At 45.1% G+C, this 20,127-nt stretch carries 14 protein-coding genes; 8 read left to right on the forward strand and 6 right to left on the reverse strand.

The window, feature by feature from the left end; translation table 11 throughout:
* The first annotated feature begins 551 nt into the window (after nt 1–551).
* The 3 genes from QT973_RS19555 to QT973_RS19565 all read left to right on the forward strand — a co-directional run bounded on the left by QT973_RS19555 (nt 552) and on the right by QT973_RS19565 (nt 3,746).
* Nucleotides 552–875 carry a hypothetical protein gene (locus QT973_RS19555; RefSeq protein ID WP_333211537.1) on the forward strand — a complete coding sequence of 108 codons (324 nt, stop codon included), beginning with the start codon at nt 552–554 and terminating at the stop codon, nt 873–875.
* A 303-nt stretch (nt 876–1,178) separates the two neighbouring features.
* Nucleotides 1,179–2,576: a magnesium transporter gene (mgtE, locus tag QT973_RS19560; RefSeq protein WP_333211535.1), complete on the forward strand. Its 1,398-nt coding sequence runs from the start codon at nt 1,179–1,181 to the stop codon at nt 2,574–2,576.
* Between the two features lie 246 nt (nt 2,577–2,822).
* Nucleotides 2,823–3,746, forward strand: coding sequence for a hypothetical protein (locus tag QT973_RS19565; protein ID WP_333392004.1), 924 nt, complete (start codon nt 2,823–2,825; stop codon nt 3,744–3,746).
* Nucleotides 3,747–3,927: 181 nt separating this feature from the next.
* On the opposite strand, the gene QT973_RS19570 is transcribed toward QT973_RS19565, so the two are convergent.
* Nucleotides 3,928–4,446 (reverse strand): hypothetical protein, encoded by a 519-nt coding sequence (locus tag QT973_RS19570; protein ID WP_333056950.1) that lies wholly within the window; start codon nt 4,444–4,446, stop codon nt 3,928–3,930.
* Nucleotides 4,447–4,466: 20 nt separating this feature from the next.
* On the reverse strand, nt 4,467–5,549 hold the full coding sequence (locus QT973_RS19575) for a ParM/StbA family protein (RefSeq protein ID WP_333041971.1): 1,083 nt from the start codon (nt 5,547–5,549) through the stop codon (nt 4,467–4,469).
* A 404-nt stretch (nt 5,550–5,953) separates the two neighbouring features.
* On the opposite strand from QT973_RS19575, the gene ftsH2 reads away from it, so the two are divergent.
* The 5 genes from ftsH2 (at nt 5,954) to QT973_RS19600 (ending at nt 14,218) form a co-directional block, all read left to right on the forward strand.
* Entirely contained in the window at nt 5,954–7,840 is a 1,887-nt protein-coding gene (gene ftsH2 / locus QT973_RS19580) for an ATP-dependent zinc metalloprotease FtsH2 (RefSeq protein WP_333170560.1), read from the forward strand.
* 133 nt (nt 7,841–7,973) lie between these two features.
* Nucleotides 7,974–8,384, forward strand: a complete 411-nt coding sequence (locus QT973_RS19585; protein WP_333392006.1) for a hypothetical protein — start codon at nt 7,974–7,976, stop codon at nt 8,382–8,384.
* 132 nt (nt 8,385–8,516) lie between these two features.
* Entirely contained in the window at nt 8,517–9,806 is a 1,290-nt protein-coding gene (locus QT973_RS19590; RefSeq protein ID WP_333392008.1) for an aminopeptidase P N-terminal domain-containing protein, read from the forward strand.
* A gap of 254 nt (nt 9,807–10,060) precedes the next feature.
* Nucleotides 10,061–12,988 carry a PAS domain S-box protein gene (locus QT973_RS19595; protein WP_333392010.1) on the forward strand — a complete coding sequence of 976 codons (2,928 nt, stop codon included), beginning with the start codon at nt 10,061–10,063 and terminating at the stop codon, nt 12,986–12,988.
* 6 nt (nt 12,989–12,994) lie between these two features.
* Nucleotides 12,995–14,218: an ATP-binding protein gene (locus QT973_RS19600; RefSeq protein ID WP_333392011.1), complete on the forward strand. Its 1,224-nt coding sequence runs from the start codon at nt 12,995–12,997 to the stop codon at nt 14,216–14,218.
* 15 nt (nt 14,219–14,233) lie between these two features.
* Here QT973_RS19600 and QT973_RS19605 read toward each other — a convergent pair whose 3' ends face one another.
* The 4 genes from QT973_RS19605 to QT973_RS19620 form a co-directional block, all read right to left on the reverse strand.
* Nucleotides 14,234–14,815, reverse strand: coding sequence for an HAD family hydrolase (locus QT973_RS19605; RefSeq protein WP_333056940.1), 582 nt, complete (start codon nt 14,813–14,815; stop codon nt 14,234–14,236).
* 270 nt (nt 14,816–15,085) lie between these two features.
* Nucleotides 15,086–16,210, reverse strand: coding sequence for an ATP-binding protein (locus QT973_RS19610; protein WP_333375363.1), 1,125 nt, complete (start codon nt 16,208–16,210; stop codon nt 15,086–15,088).
* Nucleotides 16,207–18,471, reverse strand: a complete 2,265-nt coding sequence (locus tag QT973_RS19615) for a WD40 repeat domain-containing protein (RefSeq protein ID WP_333392013.1) — start codon at nt 18,469–18,471, stop codon at nt 16,207–16,209. Before QT973_RS19615 ends, QT973_RS19610 begins: the two co-directional genes overlap by 4 nt.
* 1 nt (nt 18,472) lies before the next feature.
* Nucleotides 18,473–19,849, reverse strand: a complete 1,377-nt coding sequence (locus QT973_RS19620; RefSeq protein ID WP_333392015.1) for an AAA family ATPase — start codon at nt 19,847–19,849, stop codon at nt 18,473–18,475.
* Between the last annotated feature and the right edge of the window lie 278 nt (nt 19,850–20,127).

Here is a 20,127-nt window from a genome sequence, read left to right on the forward strand (position 1 = left end):
TTTATACCCCCTCAAATGAGCTATTAGATTCCACCGGTAAAGAATGTTGTTCCTTAATCCCTAGCCCTTTAACTAGATTTATAGAGGGCGATGAGCAACATCTGTTCAGATTGTAAATAGGTGTTGTTTGCCAACATTGGCGACAAAACCAGTAGATTTGATGCTGGCGAACGTGACGGAGCATTTGATTCGAGCAGCAGGGGCACTGTGTCATAAAGACCTCTTTTTTAACTAAAGGCTATTTCACTGTTGTTGCAAAATGCTGTAAGCTCGCTTGAAGCAACGATAACAAGACCCTATACAAAAAAAATAAAGATTTGGTAAAGAATATAAAAGGGTTAAGGAAAAGATACAAGTTTAAACATTCCGTAATAAAATTAAGACCGCAGAGAATTTTTATCCCACCATACGCACCTTGTAATATCACATCTGTTGTGTGATAATTATATACTATTCAGATGCAGCTTTTGAGACTCATTCCTACATCAAAGAATTTTCCTGTTCCCTGTTCCTTGATTTGATATGAGAGTCTAAATCCTAGCCCTACACCTTTGTATGAAGGTATCGCGGGCCGACAGTCTGGTGTAAAAGATGCGGTATCAGGAACAATCGATGCCTTCGCTAGCGACGGAATGCTGTTAGTAGGAGAAACGCTGAGACAGGGTTTAAGTCCAAGCCAATATTCTGTGATACCGGAGCAGCCTTTAACCTGCATTTCTTACGGCATGATATTGCCAGCAAGTGACACTGAATGGCAAGAAACAGTCAATAATTATATTCGCAATCAAAGTTCGACAAACCTGTTGGAAAAAGTGCTGGGGCGCAATTCTCCTTTCCTACCGATGAGTGTTGCCGCTCAAGATAAATGTATTTGAACCCAAATCGGGCAAGATGCTGGGCGCGCACCAGAAGAATAGGGGTCAATCGATTTTAGATTTTAGATTTTAGATTTTAGATTTTAGAGGCGACCCCACGGATCAATGCGGGGGCAATAAGTGATTTTCGATTTTCGATTTGGGATTGATTCCACGGATAAATCACGTGGCGGGTACTACCTTTGAAATTCGTGGTCAGGTGCGGATCTTGTCAGGGCAAGTCCGATCGCTGCAACCAGTGGCGTCAATAGGCTCTAAACTGGATTCAGGAAGGCGCGCAGCACAGGTTTAGGAGGGTCATCAGTGACAGAAAAAAGTTATCAATCGTCTTCTCTACCAACCTACGCGCGAAAAGAACTGCGGGAATTAGTTCGATCGCAGTTAAGGGCCCTGTTGGAAGAAGGAGACTTTAAAGGAGCAAAAGCGATTTTGCACCCGGTGCAGGAAGCAGACATAGCTGAAGCTATCGAAGGCCTGCCAGAAACCATGCAAGTAATAGCTTTCCGCTTGCTTTCCAAAGACGAAGCAATCGCAGTCTACGAATATCTCGACTCCAGCGTTCAGCAGTCCCTCTGCGAAAAATTCAAACGCCAAGAAGTCATTGACATTGTAGACAAAATGTCCCCGGACGATCGAGCTAAACTGTTTGACGAACTGCCGGCAATATTAGTCCGTCGCCTGTTGGGTGAATTGAGCCCAACGGAACGGGAAGCTACGGCTCAACTTTTGGGTTACGAAGCCAGTACCGCCGGTCGGATCATGACCCCGGAATACATTTCTCTCAAAGAAAGCTTTACCGTCGCCCAAGCTTTAGACCGAATTCGCTCTTTGGCTAAAACTACCGAAACAATTTATTCTCTTTACGTCACTGACGCCGGACGCAGCTTGACAGGTATTTTATCCCTGCGGGATTTAGTCACTTCGCCCCTCGACAAAACCGTCGGCGAAATTATGACCCGCGACGTAGTTTCTGTTCAAACAGGAACGGATCAAGAAGAAGTAGCTAGGCTGATCCAGCGTTACGATTTTTTAGCTGTGCCCGTTGTAGACCGCGAACAGCGTTTGGTCGGCATCATTACAGTTGACGATGCGATCGACATTTTAGAACAAGAAGCAGCCAAAGATATTTATACCTTGGGCGGCGTCCAGTCCGGCGGCGACAATTATTTTCAGACCGATTTAATCACTGTTGCCCGGAAAAGGGTCGTGTGGCTGTTTGTTCTGCTTTTAACTAATACTGTCACCGGCGCAATTATTAGAGCTCAAGAAGATATTTTGAACCAAGTAGTCGCCTTAGCAGCTTTTATTCCCCTGCTGACTGGCACTGGAGGCAATGTCGGAGCTCAGTCCTCAACAGTTGTAATTCGCGGTTTGAACACTGATGAAATTACAGCAATGGGGCCGTTTCAAGTAATTGTTCGCGAGGGGATGGCGGGAGCGCTGCTAGGAGCTATATTGGGGACTGTAGCGACGGGCTGGGCTTATACTTTGCAAGGGAGTTTAGCAGTGGCACTCGCGGTGGGAGTGAGTTTGTTTGCGATCGCAATTTTAGCTTCTCTTGCCGGTTCAGCTCTGCCGTTTCTATTTCGTTCTTTGGGTTTAGACCCCGCTTTAATGTCTGCTCCTTTTATTACCACCGCAGTTGATGTCCTCGGGGTCTTGATTTATTTCACTTTAGCTCGACAAATTTTGCAGCTTTAATATATTTAATTACATGGCTGTGAATAAAAAACTTAATCTGTTTTTCACCACTGCTAAATTCGGGGTTTACGTGCGATTACATACCGGATATCTGCCGTCGCGCGTACTTTATTTTTATCCGCATACTTGCACCAGTTGAAAAAAAGAATGCAACTATAGGCCCGTGCTCCAAACTCCGAGCTTCCTCAGTCATTCCCAATCTAAAATCTACAATCTAAAATCTAAAATCTAAAATGGTATTAGCCTATGTCATCATCCAATTCACCAACGAAAATCCAAAATCCCACGTCCAGCAATTTGTTAGAAACTGCTGAAGTGGTTTTTATTGCTGCCTCTGCTGTGGGATTGGCTGCTAGTTTGGTTTGGGAACAGAGCGTTTATGCTCAAGGCGCGATCGTGATTGCGTTGGTGTTGAATTTTGTGAACCGACAGAAGCTGCACAAGCAAGTTAAAGCAAGTACGGCGGCCACGTTCGATCGCGTAAATCAACAAGCAGCTACTACCGATCGCGCGATCGAGCAATTGCAACTTGCTGTAAATGCTTTAGACGAAGCTCTTTCTCAAACATCTCGCGAAAATCTCAATGTTGGGCCTGGAGAAAACGTACACTCTCTAATTTCAGCAATTGAGAACCTGCGCCAGCGACTAATAATTTTAGAAAAAACTATTAAAATGATTCAAAGCGAGATCGAACTCACCAGCCGCCAATTCAAACAGCGACCGGAATTGCAACAAGTCGAAACTTTGACCACAATAATTCTGGACTTGCAGCAGTTTATCAACGAACTGCCACAGTGGGGCAATTTGCAGCAGCGGCAGCTAACAGAACTTCAGCAAAAAGTAGACAATGCTTTGGCGGAACTCTCAGAAGAAATTGCTGTGATTCCCAACCGCGTGCAAGAGGCGCTAGCCCATCGCGGTGGGGAAATTAACCCACAGTTGGGTTCTGGTTTGAATGGCGAGCAAAAGAATGGTTATCGACCTAAAACCCAGAATGAGAAAATTCGCCAGAAATATCCCAGAGCTTATGTCAAGTGGAGTCAGGATGAAGACGAAAATTTGAAGCAAGAATACGCTAGCGGTCAACAAATTGACGAATTAGCTCAGAGATTTCAGCGACAGCCTAGTGCCATTCGTTCGCGATTACAAAAATTAGGATTAATCGAATAATGGGAATGGTATAGACAAAAATGAGTAAATCTAAAATCTAAAATCTAAAATCGGCAATAACAAAACGATCGCCCTTTTTTTTCAAAAGAGCGATCGCTTTGTTTCTGTATTCAGTACCGGCTGCTAACAGCGGGCCACTAACATTACATCTCAAGGCTTTTTAGCCTGGGTCTACCTCATTTTAGAAATCTTGGGGTAACAAAGAACTTAAACGCTCCAACAAAGGATCGGAATTCCGAGGAGGAGCAACTTCAGCATCAGGCACTACATTATCATCCGCCACAGAGTCAGACTCAATCGGGCCAGGCTCTACTACTTTTGAAACTGGGGCAAAAGAAACTTGAGCAAACTTACTGTTAACACTCCCCTGCAACTGATCCAACTGCGCGCTGAGTTGACTCAGTTGATGTTCCAGTCCCTCCAAACGGCTTAATTCCTCTGCCGAAACATTGTGCTCAAACTCAGCAAATTTCACCACAAGTTCAGCAATACGCTGTTCCAACCGCTGAAAGTTCTGTGTAGAGCTAGCAGACTCAGATACAGACAAAAACTGCCACAAAGCTTGCTTGCAGAGATTGCTGAAAGTCTGATACTTCGTGAAAGCCAACTCTTTTTCAATAGCGGCCAGCAAAGTTTGATCCGCAGCATCTTCCGTAAACGCCACCGAGAAATTCGCCTTATTTTTTGCCCACAGTGCCATAGGGTTCAAGCCTTAATGCGTTACTTTATCGTGGCTAGCTGAGCCTCAGCATAAATAAACTGTCCCAAAGCATTAGCTTTCCGGGAAGGCTGAGCCAAGTGAGCCTTAAGATTGGCGTCTTTAAGCAAAGGTTGCAAAACCTCCCAGAAAAACTCGCCGCCACCGCCAGTCAGAACCACATCCGTCACACGTTCCGGCAGCCACTGCACCAAACGTTCGGACAGTTCGTTAGCGAAAGCCTCCCGCAAGTCCTTAATAATCGGATCTAAATTAGTCGGCTTAGTCGCTCCTCTGGGACGGTAGAAACGCTGGCCTTCGGGTTTATTCACCGCTTCCAGTAAAGACAGAGATTGAGGGTCTGCCCCCGGAATCTTTGAGGCAACTTGTTCGTAGAACTTGTTCATTGCGAAGGAATCGCTCTTTGAAGCCGCCCGGGCGAAACGGAAACGATCGACCATTAACAAATCGGTAGTTTGGTGTCCGATATCAACAACAGCCACCGACAGTTCGGGCAACTCCGGCGTAAACTCCTTGTTATCTTGAGCCTCGCACCAAATCAGGCTGCCGAACCCTTCCGGCATCACCCAAACGTGACTGATGTTAATATCCACCCGCTCGCCCCGGTACACCACAACGTGGGGAGAGCGCAGTTGGCTGATAATCTCTTCCTTTTCCTTCTCAAACTGATCCTGCGAATAAAACGGCAAACCCAGCACAACTGCTATTTCGCCTTTCATCTGGAAATATCCAGCACAGGAAAAGACCTTAACCAAAGCATCTACTACTTTCGATTGGTCAGCGCCACCGAGATTAGCGCCAAAATCTGCTGCCAATTGACCGATCGCGTAGCCCTTGCCCTGGTACTCCAGCCACATATCCAACAGAGGGTCTGTTGCTTTGGACTCAAAGCTGCCGCCCCGCACCTTTTCTACGGGCATAGTAGCCACGTTGGCAGGGATGAAAACAACGCTACTCGGGTTGCGACTCACGCAAGCTTTAGTTGCCGTCCGACCCAAATCAGCACTAATAATCGATTTGTTAGAAGCGACTTTAGTCTGCTGGGTCAGCATAGCCGAATTAGGAACAAGCTGTCTAGTTGTCATTGAAATGTGTTACCTCACTGAGCCTCACCATTATCATGCCTTATCCCTTGACACTGCCACGCTTAAAGACAGTGGGTTTTGCGGCGATTCTTCTAACTCTACCTAGATCGGTATCGAAATCAGCACCAAACATTATATTCGGGACGATCGCCCTTAATAGATTTTAGATTTTAGATTTTAGATTTTAGATTTTAGAGGCGACAACAGGGGCCGCGGTCCGGGGGCTTGTACCCTGGATGGTTTCGGTCGAGGAGTATTCTCGATCGATCGCGGCAATACGGCCTGTTGCCTGAGAGTGCATTGTTAAGTTAAATTTAGTTAAGATTCTGAGTGTAAACTTTTGTCGCACTTCTCCCACACCGCGATCTTACCCGATCTGTCCCCAATTCAAGGCATCCGCGTTTATGAAAATTTCTTGGCGAACTATACTACTTTGGACTTTACCCGCCTTAGTCATCGGCTTTTTCTTGTGGCAGGGGGCCTTTGCGCCATCCCCGGCAGAAATGAGCAAGAACACCGCCAGCACCCGCCTGAGCTACGGTCGATTCTTAGATTACTTAAACGCCGGTCGAGTGACCAGCGTTGACCTTTACGACGGAGGTCGGACGGCTATTGTCCTAGCAGTCGATCCCGAACTGGACAATCACGAGCAGCGGTGGCGGGTAGACTTGCCATCAAATGCCCCGGAACTGGTTTCTAGGCTCAGAGACTCCAAAATCAGCTTCGACACTCACCCACTACGCAACGACGGCGCTGTCTGGGGACTTTTAGGCAATCTAGTATTTCCCCTCTTGTTAGTAGGAGGGCTGTTTTTCCTCTTCCGCCGCGGTGGCAACGTGCCAGGGGGCCCTGGCCAAGCCATGAACTTTGGCAAGTCCAAAGCTCGCTTTCAAATGGAAGCTAAAACAGGCGTACTGTTCGACGACGTAGCAGGCGTTGAGGAAGCCAAAGAAGAACTACAAGAAGTAGTGACATTCCTCAAAAAACCCGAACGCTTCACCGCAGTCGGGGCGAAGATTCCCAAAGGCGTGCTGCTAGTGGGCCCTCCCGGAACCGGTAAAACCCTCTTGGCAAAAGCGATCGCAGGCGAAGCCGGCGTGCCTTTCTTCAGCATCTCCGGTTCAGAATTTGTCGAAATGTTCGTCGGTGTCGGCGCTTCCCGCGTTCGGGACTTGTTCAAGAAAGCTAAAGAAAATGCTCCTTGCATCATATTTATCGATGAAATCGATGCAGTCGGCCGCCAGCGCGGCGCCGGTATCGGTGGCGGTAACGACGAACGGGAACAAACCCTGAACCAGTTGCTGACCGAAATGGACGGTTTTGAGGGCAATACTGGCATTATCATCATTGCTGCCACGAACCGCCCCGACGTGCTCGACTCGGCGCTGCTGCGTCCGGGACGTTTTGACCGCCAAGTTACCGTAGATACGCCAGATATCAAAGGCCGCTTGGAAATTTTGGAAGTTCACGCGCGCAACAAGAAGCTGTCTGCAGAGATTTCTTTGGACGCCATCGCCCGCCGCACTCCTGGTTTTACCGGCGCTGATTTGGCTAACTTGCTCAACGAAGCTGCGATTTTAACCGCCCGCCGCCGCAAAGAAGCGATTACGATGCTCGAAATTGACGATGCAGTCGATCGCGTGGTAGCAGGTATGGAAGGCACTCCTTTGGTGGACAGCAAGAGCAAGCGCTTGATTGCATACCACGAAATCGGCCACGCGATCGTCGGTACAATCATTCAAGCCCACGATCCAGTTCAAAAAGTTACCTTAGTTCCTCGCGGACAGGCCCGGGGCTTGACTTGGTTCATGCCCAGCGAAGACCAAGGTTTGATTTCAAGATCGCAAATTTTAGCCCGGATTAGCGGTGCTTTAGGTGGCCGCGCAGCCGAAGAAGTAGTTTTCGGCGATGCCGAAGTAACCACCGGTGCCGGCAACGACTTGCAGCAAGTCAGCGGTATGGCGCGCCAAATGGTAACTCGCTACGGGATGTCTACCTTGGGCCCGATCGCCCTGGAAGCCCAGCAAAGCGAAATTTTCCTCGGCCGCGACTACACAGCGCGATCAGAATATTCCGAAGAAATAGCCTCTCGGATTGACGGACAAGTTCGAGCAATTGTCGATCACTGCTACGACGACGCCCGCCGAATTATTCGCGAAAATCGCACCGTGATCGATCGCTTAGTCGATTTGTTGATCGAAAAAGAAACCATCGACGGCGAAGAGTTGCGCCTAATCGTCTCTGAATACACTTTTGTTCCTGAAAAAGAACAATACGTTCCTCAGCTTTAATACTTGTTTGAACATTAGGGACACGGCATTGCCGTGTCTTTAAAAAGTAGGGACGCAAGACTATTGCCACGTCCCTACTTTTTTATTAAACTGTCAATAATATTAAACCGCCCCTAAACGCCAATTAACGCAGATGAATACTACATTGGCCCTACATACTAAGAATTTGTCATTTTTTTTTATAGCAGCTTTTATTTGTGTTGGTGTCAATACTTTGAGCGTCCGCGCCGAAAAATCAAGATGTTTTGTAGATATTTGCATCGACTCCAGCAGCGTTGAATTAAGCAAATCCGATATTCCCGGTGCTCCCTCTTATCCAGTCAGAACTATTTTAGTAACTCAAGAGTTTAGTAACGATAAATTGTTGGCGCAAATGGAAGTTGACTGCCAGCAACGACAGTTGAGAACTGTCAGAGTTAGCCAAGATGGCGAAAATTGGTCGAATTTCTCTCCGAAATGGACTTTAGTCGATGGCCACTCATCTTTGTCTCGGCTGGTTGACTATACTTGTAAATTGGCGATCGCAGAACAAGAGAATAAATAAGTAGACCCAGAAAAAAACAGACACCTATATCTTCCACCCTTGCCTTGCGGGTGCAAGTTTGACAGCGCTTGAAACCGCCGAGTGTTAATATGACACTCAATCTAAAATCTAAAATCTAAAATCTAAAATCGGATGACAAACCCCACCGAATATCAGCAAAGACGCGAACAATTAATGGCAAAAATTGGCAGCGGGACGGCGATATTTCGCAGCGCCCCCGCTGCCGTCATGCACAACGATGTAGAATATGCCTACCGACAAGATAGCGATTTTTTCTATTTAACCGGTTTCAACGAAGCTGCGGCGGTAGCGGTGCTCGCGCCGCACCACGAAGAACACAAATTTGTCTTGTTTGTGCAGCCAAAAGACTTGGAAAAAGAAACTTGGCACGGTTATCGCGCCGGAGTAGAAGGCGCTAAGGAATTGTACGGCGCGGATGAAGCTTTCCCCATCGCCGAACTTGCGGAAAAATTGCCGAAATATTTAGAAAAAGCCGATCGCATATATTATCACTTCGGGCGCGATCGTAGTTTCGACCAAACAGTCCTCAATCACTGGCAGCGCTTGATGGCAACCTATCCCAAACGTGGCACAGGCCCGACAGCAATCGAAGATTCCAACATCATTTTACACCCAATGCGGCTGGTGAAAAGCGAAACTGAATTAGCATTAATGCGAAAAGCCGCTAATATCTCAGTTGCAGCGCACAACCGCGCCCAAGAATTCGCTAAACCGGGCAGATACGAATATGAAATTCAAGCTGAAATAGAACATACTTTCGGCTTAAATGGCTGCACTCCCGCTTACCCTTCAATTGTTGCATCCGGCTACAATTCCTGCGTCCTCCACTACATCGAAAACAACCGCCAAATGCAGGAAAACGATTTGTTGCTAATAGATGCCGGTTGTGCTTGCGACTACTACAACGCTGATATTACTCGCACCTTTCCTGTTAGTGGCAAATTTACAACTGAACAACAGATAATTTATGACTTAGTTTTGCAATCACAATTGCAGGCAATTAGTCAAGTATATCCCGGAAATCCTTACAGCAAAATTCATGAAACAGCGGTGCGCGTTTTGGTGGAAGGTTTAATGGATTTAAAACTTTTGGTGGGGGACATTGAAGAGATAATTAAAGAAGAGAAATACAAGCCATTTTATATGCACCGCACTGGTCATTGGCTGGGATTGGATGTACATGATGTCGGCGTTTATCAGTACGGCGAAAATCCGCAAGTTTTGCAGGCAGGACAAGTGCTGACGGTGGAACCGGGGATTTATATTTCTCCTTATATTAAACCGGTTGAAGGACAGCCGGAGGTCCCTGAAAAATGGCGCGGTATTGGTGTGAGAATTGAAGATGATGTTTTGGTGACGTTGGAAAGTCATGAAGTCTTGACGGCGGGAGTTCCTAAATAAAGATAGAAGGCTTTGGGGATAAGTCAAGAAAAATTGATTAATTAAGTTGGCAGTAAAGGCTTGAGCTTTGTTAGTATTGAGATATTGCACCCTTCTCAATTAGCCTTTTATGAACAGGCTTTTCGGCCTGTTCCACAAAAGATAAATTTTCTTGTGGAACAGGCCGGAAAGCCTGTTGCTGACAATGGTGCAAAATGTGAGTTAGTATTAACTTGAAAAAGCTCAAGTCCGCAACTGCTAAACCTAGAGCAATTATGTGTATTGATCCTACCAAGATCGATCGACCTCTGGAAACCTGCGAAGCATTAGTAGCAGAGCAAAAAGCAAAAATTCTACAACTAGAAGAGGATTTGCAGCAGCAGAGAGAATTGTGCCAGAAATTAGAAGCACAACTCAAAGCAGTCGAGAATGCTGGCTTTTCGGGTTCGGCAACAGAATTTGATATCATCGAGGACGATCGCATTGGGTTAATCACATCTCTGGAAAAAAGCCAGGAAATGTACCGAACTCTCATCAAACATTATCCCAATGGGTCGGTGTTTTTGTTCGATCGCGATTTGCGCTATACTCTGGTTGACGGCCAAGGTTTGGCAGTAGTTGGTTTGTCCAAAGAACTGTTGGAAGGCAAAACATTGTGGGAAGCATCGCCACCTGAAGATTGGCAACTTTTTGAGACTACATATCGCGCTGCTTTGGCAGGAAAAGAGAATACTTTTGAATATAAATACGGCGATCGCGTTTATTTAACAACAACTGTTCCCGTCAAAAACGACCGAGAAGAAATTTTTGCCGGCATGGTAGTTACTCATGATATCACCGAAAAAAAACAGGCAGAAATAGCGCTGCAAGAAATCAAAAATCAGCTAAAAATTAAATATCAAAAGCGCACAGAAGACTTAAAAACAGCTAACACTCAATTGCGGGAAGAAATTATCTATCGCTGGCAGGCAGAAGAAGCTTTGCGAGAAAGCCAGGAACAGCTAGAATTGTTTTTCTCTCAATCTTTAGATGGTTTTTTATTTATGATGCTGGACGAACCAGTGCACTGGGACGATACAGTTGACAAAGAAAAAGTTTTGGATTATGTATTTACTAACGGGCGGGTAACGAAGGCAAATGATGCTTTGATAGCTCAATACGGGGGTACTAGGGAAGAGTTTATTGGTCGCACGCTTTACTCTTTGTTATCGCACAACTTGACTGGTGGCAGAGAGATAATCAGGGAATTTTTTGATGCGGGCAGAATCCACATCGAAAATGACAATCGCAAGTTTGACGGGGCTCTAATTTGGGTGGAAGGCGACTATATTTGCATTTACGATTCCCACGGCAGAATCGTGGGCTATTTTGGCGTGCAGCGCGATATTAGCGATCGCAAAAAAGCAGAAGCAACCCTCAGAGATAGCGAAGAACGCTTTCGGGCCACCGTCGAACAAGCGGCAGTCGGTATTACGCACCCTGACGCAACAGGCCGCTATTTGCGAGTCAATCAAAAATTCTGCGAGATAGTGGGATATACTGCGACTGAACTGCTGTCGCGAACTTGGATGGACGTTACTTACCCAGAAGATATAGATGCAGATTTAGAACAAAACAAGAAATTATTTGCCGGAAAAATTGACAGTTTTAAAATGGAAAAACGCTTGCTGCACAAAGACGGCACTGTAGTTTGGGTAAATATTACAGTATCGCTAATCAAAGAACCGCTGAGTGGGGCAATTTACAATGTAGTAGTGACAGAAGATATTAGCGATCGCAAAAAAACCGAAGCAGCACTGAAAGAGAGCGAAGAAAGGTTCCGACAGCTAGCAGAAAACATTGAAAGCGTGTTTTGGATGGTAAACGTTCAACCCCAGGAAATTATTTATATTAGTCCGGCTTATGCAAAAATATGGGGCAGAAGCTGTGCTGATTTGTATGCTTACGGGCGCTTTTTTACAGAGTCTTTCCATCCAGAAGATCGCGACCGCGTTATTGCTACCTTCACGAAACAAATGGAGTCTGAAAAGGATATCGAATATCGAATTTTCAGACCTGACGGCCAAATTCGCTGGATTCGCGCTCGGGCTTTTCCGATTAGAAATCAAGCTGGTCAAGTTTACCGCATCGTTGGCATTGCAGAAGATATAAGTGAAAGCAAACAGGCAGAAAAAACCATTCGTGAAAGTGAAGAACGCTTCCGCCAGCTAGCAGAAAATATCCAAGATTCCGTCTGGCTAATGTCTGCAGAATTCACCGATTTATTGTATCTGAGTCCAGCTTACGAACAAATCTGGGGGCGCAGTCGCGAAGAATTGTATGCTGATCCATTAAAAATGATGGAGTGGGTGCATCCAGAAGATAAAATCCTGTTGGAAGAGGCAATGGGGCGAGTGTTGCAGGGCGAGTCCACCAATACCGAATATCGGATTTTTTTGCCAGAGGGCACAATTCGCTGGGTGTGCGATCGAGCTTTTCCCATTTACGACGAATCGGGTAAAATTTACCGCATCGCGGGTATTGGCGAAGATATCAGCGATCGCAAATTGACCGATGCCCGCATCCAAGCAGCACTCCGCGAAAAAGAAGTATTGCTCAAAGAAATTCACCACCGAGTCAAAAATAATATGCAGGTAATTTCCAGCTTGCTGCAACTTCAAGCTCAATACATTGAAGACGAAGCGACGCTAACTTTATTTGAAGAAAGCCAGACCCGCATCCATTCAATGGCTCTGATTCACGAGCAACTTTATCAATCCGAACATCTCGATCGCATCGCCCTCTCCCCCTACGTCGAAAACTTGGTTGCTAATTTGTATCAATCTTTTGGTTGCGGCAACACTTCAATCAAATTTAATCTCAAAGTTGACCCCATTTATTTAAACATAGAAACAGCAATTCCGTGCGGTTTAATTATTAACGAACTGGTTTCTAACTCTTTAAAATATGCCTTTATCTCAAGTCTTGCTGGTGAAATATATATCAATTTTCATGAAATAAATAATTCCCAATTTCATTTAACTATTCAAGATAACGGTCGCGGATTTCCGGCGAATTTTGACTGGGAAAATACTGAAACATTAGGATTGCGATTAGTAAAAATGTTGGCTTACCAATTAGAGGCGAGTATTGCCATTGACAGTCAGCGTGGAACCTGCTACAGTCTGATTTTCCAAGAGTTAAATTATCGGCAGCGTATTTAACAAAAAATGAACCCTATACAAATTTTGGTTGTAGAAGACGAAGTTATTGTAGCCCAAGACATAGCAGGTCGATTAAAAAAACTGGGATATGTAGTAACAGCTACAGTTTCTTCAGGAGAAGAAGCAATTAAAAAAGCGATCGAAAACCCGCCCGACTTAGTGTTGATGGATATCGTGCTTAAAGGTGACATGGACGGGGTAACAGCAGCCGAGAAAATCCGAACTAATAGGAATGTGCCGACAATATTTTTAACAGCTTATGCCGACGATCAAACGCTGCAAAGAGCGAAACTTACAGATCCATTCGGTTATATTATCAAACCATTTCAACAAAATGATTTGCGGGTGGCGATCGAGATTGCCCTGCACAGACACGAAATCGAAACCAAGATGCGAGAATCTCTCAAAGCCGCGGAAGCAGTCAGAGAGTCGGTGGAAGAAAAATCGCACCGCCAAAACCAGTATATTTCAATGGCCGCTCACGAATTGCGGAATCCCCTCAACGCGATTTTAATCTCTGCGGAACTTCTCGATCGAACTCGCAGCAGTGACGAATCCCAAGTTAGAACCCTGCGGCTGGTGCACTCAGCTACCCAAAAGATGAACCAGCTAATCGATGATATGCTGTTTATGGGTCGAGCAGAAGCAGGCCAACTCAAATGCAATCCATTACCGATAAATTTAGTCGAATTTTGTCAAGACTTGCTCGCTCAATTGCAGTTAGGAAATGAAGCCAAGCACAAACTAACATTAATCCCGTCAGATGTTACCAGTGCAATATTAGATCAACAATTGCTGCACGGCATTATTTCTAACTTAATCGTCAATGCCATCAAATATTCTCCCAACGGCGGGCAAGTCACCTTGGAATTGGAATACCGTCCAGCAAGCGAAGGAGACAAAGAAGCTATTTTCTGCTTGTCTCCTCAGTGTTTGTTTCCCAATTCCCAATTTACAAAAATTAACTCTCCCTCACTAATTATACGTATCCGAGACCAAGGTATCGGCATCCCAGAAACCGAAGTAGGGAAAATATTTGAAATGTTCTACCGCTGCAAGAATAGTGGGAAAATTAAAGGTAATGGTTTGGGATTAACAATTGTTAAAAAAGCTGTGGAATTGCAAGGAGGGGCGATCGCCTGCGAAAGCAAAATCGGCGTTGGTACAACCTTCACCGTCGCCCTTCCTTACGTAGCACTTTCCTGTTCGACTCAACGGCAAAAAACTTAAATGCCCCTACAAACACTAATCAAACTGTTGCAAAATCCACTCCACCGCCACCGCTAAATTTGCTGCAATAAAATCCGGTTTAGTATGGTGCTGATACTCCCCACTCAACACGCTTTCCCCGTAACCAGTCTGCACCAAAATACCAGTACAGCCGGCATTGTGAGCCATATCAACATCAGTCGCTTTATCCCCCACCATAAAACTATTTCGCAAATCTAAATCCTGTTCCCAAGCGGCCGCTACCAACATCCCCGTATTGGGTTTTCGCCAGGTTGTATAGCGCGTAAATTCTGGGTTGGTTCCGCCTTCTGCTGCGCTTAAATAAGGACAGTAATAAAGAGCATTTAACTTGGCTCCTGCTTCATTTTCTAATAGCTGACAAAGGCGTTTGTGCAAAGCTTCTACGTGGCTAACCGGATAATAATTCCTCGCTGGGCCGGATTGATTGGAAACCAGACAGCAAAATATTTGTTGGTCATTTAAACGGCGTACAGCTTGGGCGACTCCGGGGATTAAATGCAAATCTTCTACTTTGTGAATGTAACCAGCTTCGATATTGAGGACGCCATCTCTGTCAAGAAATACTGCTCGTTTCATTGTTGTATTGTTTTTGATATAATATAAAACTCGGTGGCATCGGAATTGATATTACTTAAGCTTTTCGTCGGCTAGTCCTCCCGCCTACCCGCCAGTCCGCCAGGGAATGAATTCCCTGTCTAATAGCGAAAGTCCTCTAAAAGAGGACTGACTCATTCATTAGTCCTCTTTTAGAGGAGTTCAGCTTTGAGGCAGGGGTTTCAACCCCTGTCGGACTATCGGTTTAACGTGTTTGTTGACTCCAATGGACACGGCGCCGTGTCCTCATCATCATTCTAAAATAGATTGTTTGCCTAGCCATTCGCGGAAACTATTATGATACAAACTATAGCAAATTTCTCCTCCAATTTCTTGTTTATTTAAGAACTCGATCCAATTGTCTAACACTTTTTCAACATCGTATTCATCCCGATCAATTATATTGGCGATCACACTTACAGACAAACCTGTTGGGGATTTTACCAAAACATTGATCGCAGACAAGTCGATCGCCGATAAGCCATCACCTGTCATCCGCAGCCAGTGGTTTTGATAATACGCTGCTAAACCGGGAGGAAGTTCAGAGAGAAGTGAGGACTCTCCCAGATTAGCATCGGGGCGTGAATTCTCGGCGATCGCCCTTAACATCTGACTCAGATACATGAAATTGTTTTCGCTGACAGTGGCGAGTTGTTGGCAGAATTCGGGTTGAGTTAAATCCGGTGCGGTTGATAGGTATTGCTGAATGTAGTTCAGGGCATCTTCGCGATTTTGGGCGGGATAATCTCTTAAATCGAGAGTTTGGGAGGGAGTTTCAATTAACAAACCGGATTTCTCTCTCAAAAACGGGCGGCGGGCGAGGATAAAATAAGTACGATCGCCCAAATATCTCGGCAGATAAAACAGATTTGTGCTGGGAGGCTGACTGGTGCGGGCGATCGCGTCTACAGAATCAATGACTATTATCAACTTTTGGCGAGAGTCTAATTTATCGCTAATTTGCTGAAGCAACAAAGACAGAAACCAACTCCCATCATCGGATTCGAGATTTTGAAGTTGAGATTTGAGCTTGAGAATTTCGGATGTTTCCCCATTGGCGGCAAGGTATTTGTCAATCAGTTGAGTGCAGACAGAAGCGAGAAAATCTTCAGCTCGATTTTTGCCCTCAACTCCAGCGTTGTAATAGATACTGCGAGGATGGGCCCTGACATATTGGGCGAGGATGGAACTTTTGCCGCAGCCGGGAGTGCCGACAATTGTGAAATAACCGCGGCTGTGGGAGTTCAGAAAGTCGGATATCGCAGAAAAAACAAACTTGCGGCCTGCAAAATTCTCGGTTTTTTCTCGCAGGAGTTGCTGAAATTCTTTTGGGTAAGAATCGGTAGAGATGGGAGTTGAGAGAGGTAAGGAATTCATGTTAGTTCCTCCATCCCTTCTAGCCGCAGGAAATATACGCGGCCGGATTCGTCGCCTGCGACAATTGTGACTCCATCGGGGGCGATCGCGCAAGAGGCGATCGGATTTTCAAGGGTGAAACTAGCAATGAGATTTCCAGTCGATAAATCCCATAGTTTGATGGTGTTGTCATCTGAACCAGAAATCGCTCGCTTGCCATCAGTAGTGACGGCTACTACATTTACCGATTTGCTGTGTTCGGTAAGAGTAAACAGTTCCTTTCGAGTCGTTAAATCCCAGATTTTAAGGGTGTTGTCTCTCGAAGCAGAAATTGCGTGCTTGCCATCAGCAGTGACAGCGACTGCGTTTACACAGTCGCTGTGACCAGCAAGAATAAACAGTTTCTCTCCAGTTTTTAAATCCCAGACTGTGATGTAGTTCCACGAACCAGAAATCGCCCACTTTCCATCAGCAGTGACAGCTACTGGTGTTACCAAGGAACTCTCATTAGCAAGAATCAACAGGTTCTCTCCAGTTGTTAAATCCCAGACTCTGATGCTTTTGAAATAACGAGAAAGCACCCGCTTGCCATCAGCAGTAAATGCTAGTGCATTTTCCAAGAATCGGCTATCTTCGCGAGTAAACATTTCCTTTTTAGTTGTTAAATCCCATACTTTAATGGTGCTGTTTATATCAGAAAGATTCAGCTTTTCACCAACACAGGGGTTGCGCGACGAATCAGAAATCGCCCGCTTGCCATCAGCAGTGACGGCTACTGCTGTTACCGGGTATCTGTGACCCGTAAGAGTAAACTGTTCCTTTCCAGTGGTTATATCCCAGACTTTGAGGGTTTTGTCTCTCGAACCAGAAACCGCCCGCTTGCCATCAGCAGTAACGGCTACTGCTGTTACCGAGTAGCTGTGATCCGTAAGAGTAAACTGTTCCTCTCCTGTTGTTAAATCCCATACCTTGAGGGTTTTGTCATCTGAACCAGAAATCGCCCGCTTGCCATCAGTAGTGACGGCTATTGATTTTACCGATTGCCTGTGACCAGTAAGAGTAAACAGTTCCTTTCGAGTTGTTAAATCCCAGACTTTGAGGGTGTTGTCTCTCGAACCAGAAATCGCCCACTTGCCATCAGCAGTAACGGCTACTGCTGTTACCGATTTGCTGTGACCAGTAAGAGTAAACAGTTCCTTTCGAGTTGTTAAATCCCAGACTTTGAGGGTTTTGTCTCTCGAACCAGAAATCGCCCACTTACCATCAACAGTGACTGCTACTGCATTTATCCAGTCACTGTGACCAGTAAGAGTAAGCAGTTCCTCTCCAGTTGTTAAATCCCAAACTTTGAGGGTTTTGTCTCTCGAACCAGAAACCACCTGCTTACCATCCGCAGTAACGGCTATTGCATTTATCAATTTGCTGTGACCAGTAAGAGTAAAAAATCCTTCTCCTGTTTGTAAATCCCAGACTTTGAGAGTTTTATCATCGGAACCAGAAATCGCTCGCTTGCCATCAGCGGTGACGGCTACTGCATTTACCGATTTGCTGTGACCAGTAAGAGTAAACTGTTCCTTTCCAGTTGTTAAATCCCAGACTTTAATAGTGTTGTCTCTTGAACCAGAAATCGCCCGCTTAGCATCAGTAATGACGGCTACTGCATTTACCACTTTTCTGTGACCAGTAAGAGTAAGCAGTTCCTCTCCAGTTGTTAAATCCCAGATTTTAATGGTGTTGTCTCTGGAACCAGAAATCGCCTGCTTGCCATCACCAGTGACGGCTACTGCATTTACCCAGTGTCTGTGACCTTTGAGGGTACGGATTACTTCCCTGCTAGGGGGAGTTAAACAAGGTGTCAAAGGACGCAACCAAAATCCTATTTTCTGTTGCTTTACTTTCTCCAGTATTGTATAAATTTGTGGTTTTTTAAAGTGTACCAATCGCCCCCACAATTGCTCTGCTAGTTGCGTTTTGTCTCGCTCTAAAATATCCGATGATCTCCACAATACCGATCGAATCAAGTTCAGAGCTTTTGCTTTTTCTGGGTTGTACTCTGGGTTACTTAATGCTTCTGAATCGTCAACTAAATGGAAATCATCAATCAGTGCCTGCACTCCAAACTCAGGATGCTGAATTTTTGCCATCAGGAAGTTAAAATCTGTCAGCTTTTCATAATATTTTCCTAATTTTCCAGACTTGATATAATTTGGCAGTAAGCTGCCCAGATAAGCACGTTGAAAGAAAAGTGGTTTGGCCTCTAACTTCTCAGCAAATTCTCCCATCTCACGCCATCCCTTTTTCTAAATTCTCAGCAATCCGTTGATATACTTCCTGAAAAATTTTACGCTTTGAATCCATCTCTCGTTGGGCTTTCAGAAAGTCAAGGAAACTCGCATGATAGATGCTGTAGCAGATTTTTCCGTCTACATTCTGCTTTTTCAAATACTCAACCCACTCATCTTCTAAAACCTGTGCCACATCGCATTCATCCACCCCGGCAATTCCAGCAATCATCTCGCAGGGAATCGGCGTGCCAATCTCTAGTAAAATATACAAAACAATCTCCATCAATTGCCCAGGCTTAGCGTCCATCCCCATCCGCACCCAATGGTTTTGATAATACTCTTGCAGCCCGTCGGGCAATTGCTTTAAACTGAGGTCGTTGTAATCGCCTTTAGCAATTGCTGGCAAAACATACCGCAAATACATAAAATTGTTTTCGCTCTTGTCTGCCAATTGTTCGACAAAAGCTGTATCGGCAATGCTGCGACTTTGAATCCAGTTCCTCAGCCCATTATTATACTCAGAATCGGTATTTATAACAAATCTAATATATTCTTTGATATCATCTTGATTATAATTAGCATACTTTTCATCTCTTAAATCTAACTCGGTTACCAAAACTCCAGGAGATACGGAAAGCCGCTTTTTTCCGAGGTTATAGGGTCGCCTCGTCAGCAAGAAATAAACCCGATCTGGCAGAGTAGTCGGTAAATGTAAAAGATTTTCTCCCGCTTCTTGTTGGACTTCATCCAGTGCATCAATCGCAATTACCAAACGCTCGCCAGCAGGGAGTTTTCCCGCCACCTTTGCCAGTAAAGTTGGTAAATCGGCATTTTCTGAATTTGGCAATTGATAGCGGTCAATTAATTGCTGGCGAATGCTCTTCAAAAACAATTCTGGTCTGTTGCGGCGTTCGACGAGAATATTGAAATAGCAGGGAGATTTATGTTCGGAGACGTATTTGGCAACGATCGAACTTTTGCCCATTCCCGCATCCCCGATGATTGTAAAATAACCGTGAGGATTTTCGCTGACAAATTGCTGAAAATTATCAAAAACAAATCGGCGGCCGCAAAAGGTTTTAATTTTTTCTGCTATAAGTGATTGAAACTCTGGTGGCAGCGAATTGTCGGCATTCCAATCTTTTGGGTCAACAATATCTGTGGGTTCTATTCCTAATGCTTTAGCGATGTTGGTAACTGACCATCTTTCTACGCCATTGGGGCAGTCTTTTGTACCGAGTAAGCGCTTAATCGTGTCGGTGGAAACTTTGGCGAGTTGGGCAAATTTTTCTTGAGTAAAATCTTTTTCTTTAATTTGTTCTCGGAGATACTCTTTTCCCTTTGCACTCGATTGAACTTTATCGGAGTCGCGCATAGTAATTTGTTAGCTATTGTTATTGGTTTTTCAGTTAATTCCATCATCCGGCAGTCCGACAGGGAATGAATTCCCTGTCTCATAGCGAAAGTCCTCTTAAGAGGACTGAAAATTAGTATTTTAGTCGGTTTTAACCGACTTCTGCTATTAGCCAGGGAATTCATTCCCTGGCGGGTTTTGGGAGAGTCCGACAGTCCGACGGGGAATGAATTCCCTGTCTCATAGCGAAAGTCCTCTTAAGAGGACTGAAAATTAGTATTTTAGTCGGTTTTAACCGA

The organism is Microcoleus sp. Z1_A1 (assembly GCF_036700305.1).
Taxonomy (GTDB): Bacteria; Cyanobacteriota; Cyanobacteriia; order Cyanobacteriales; family Microcoleaceae; genus Microcoleus.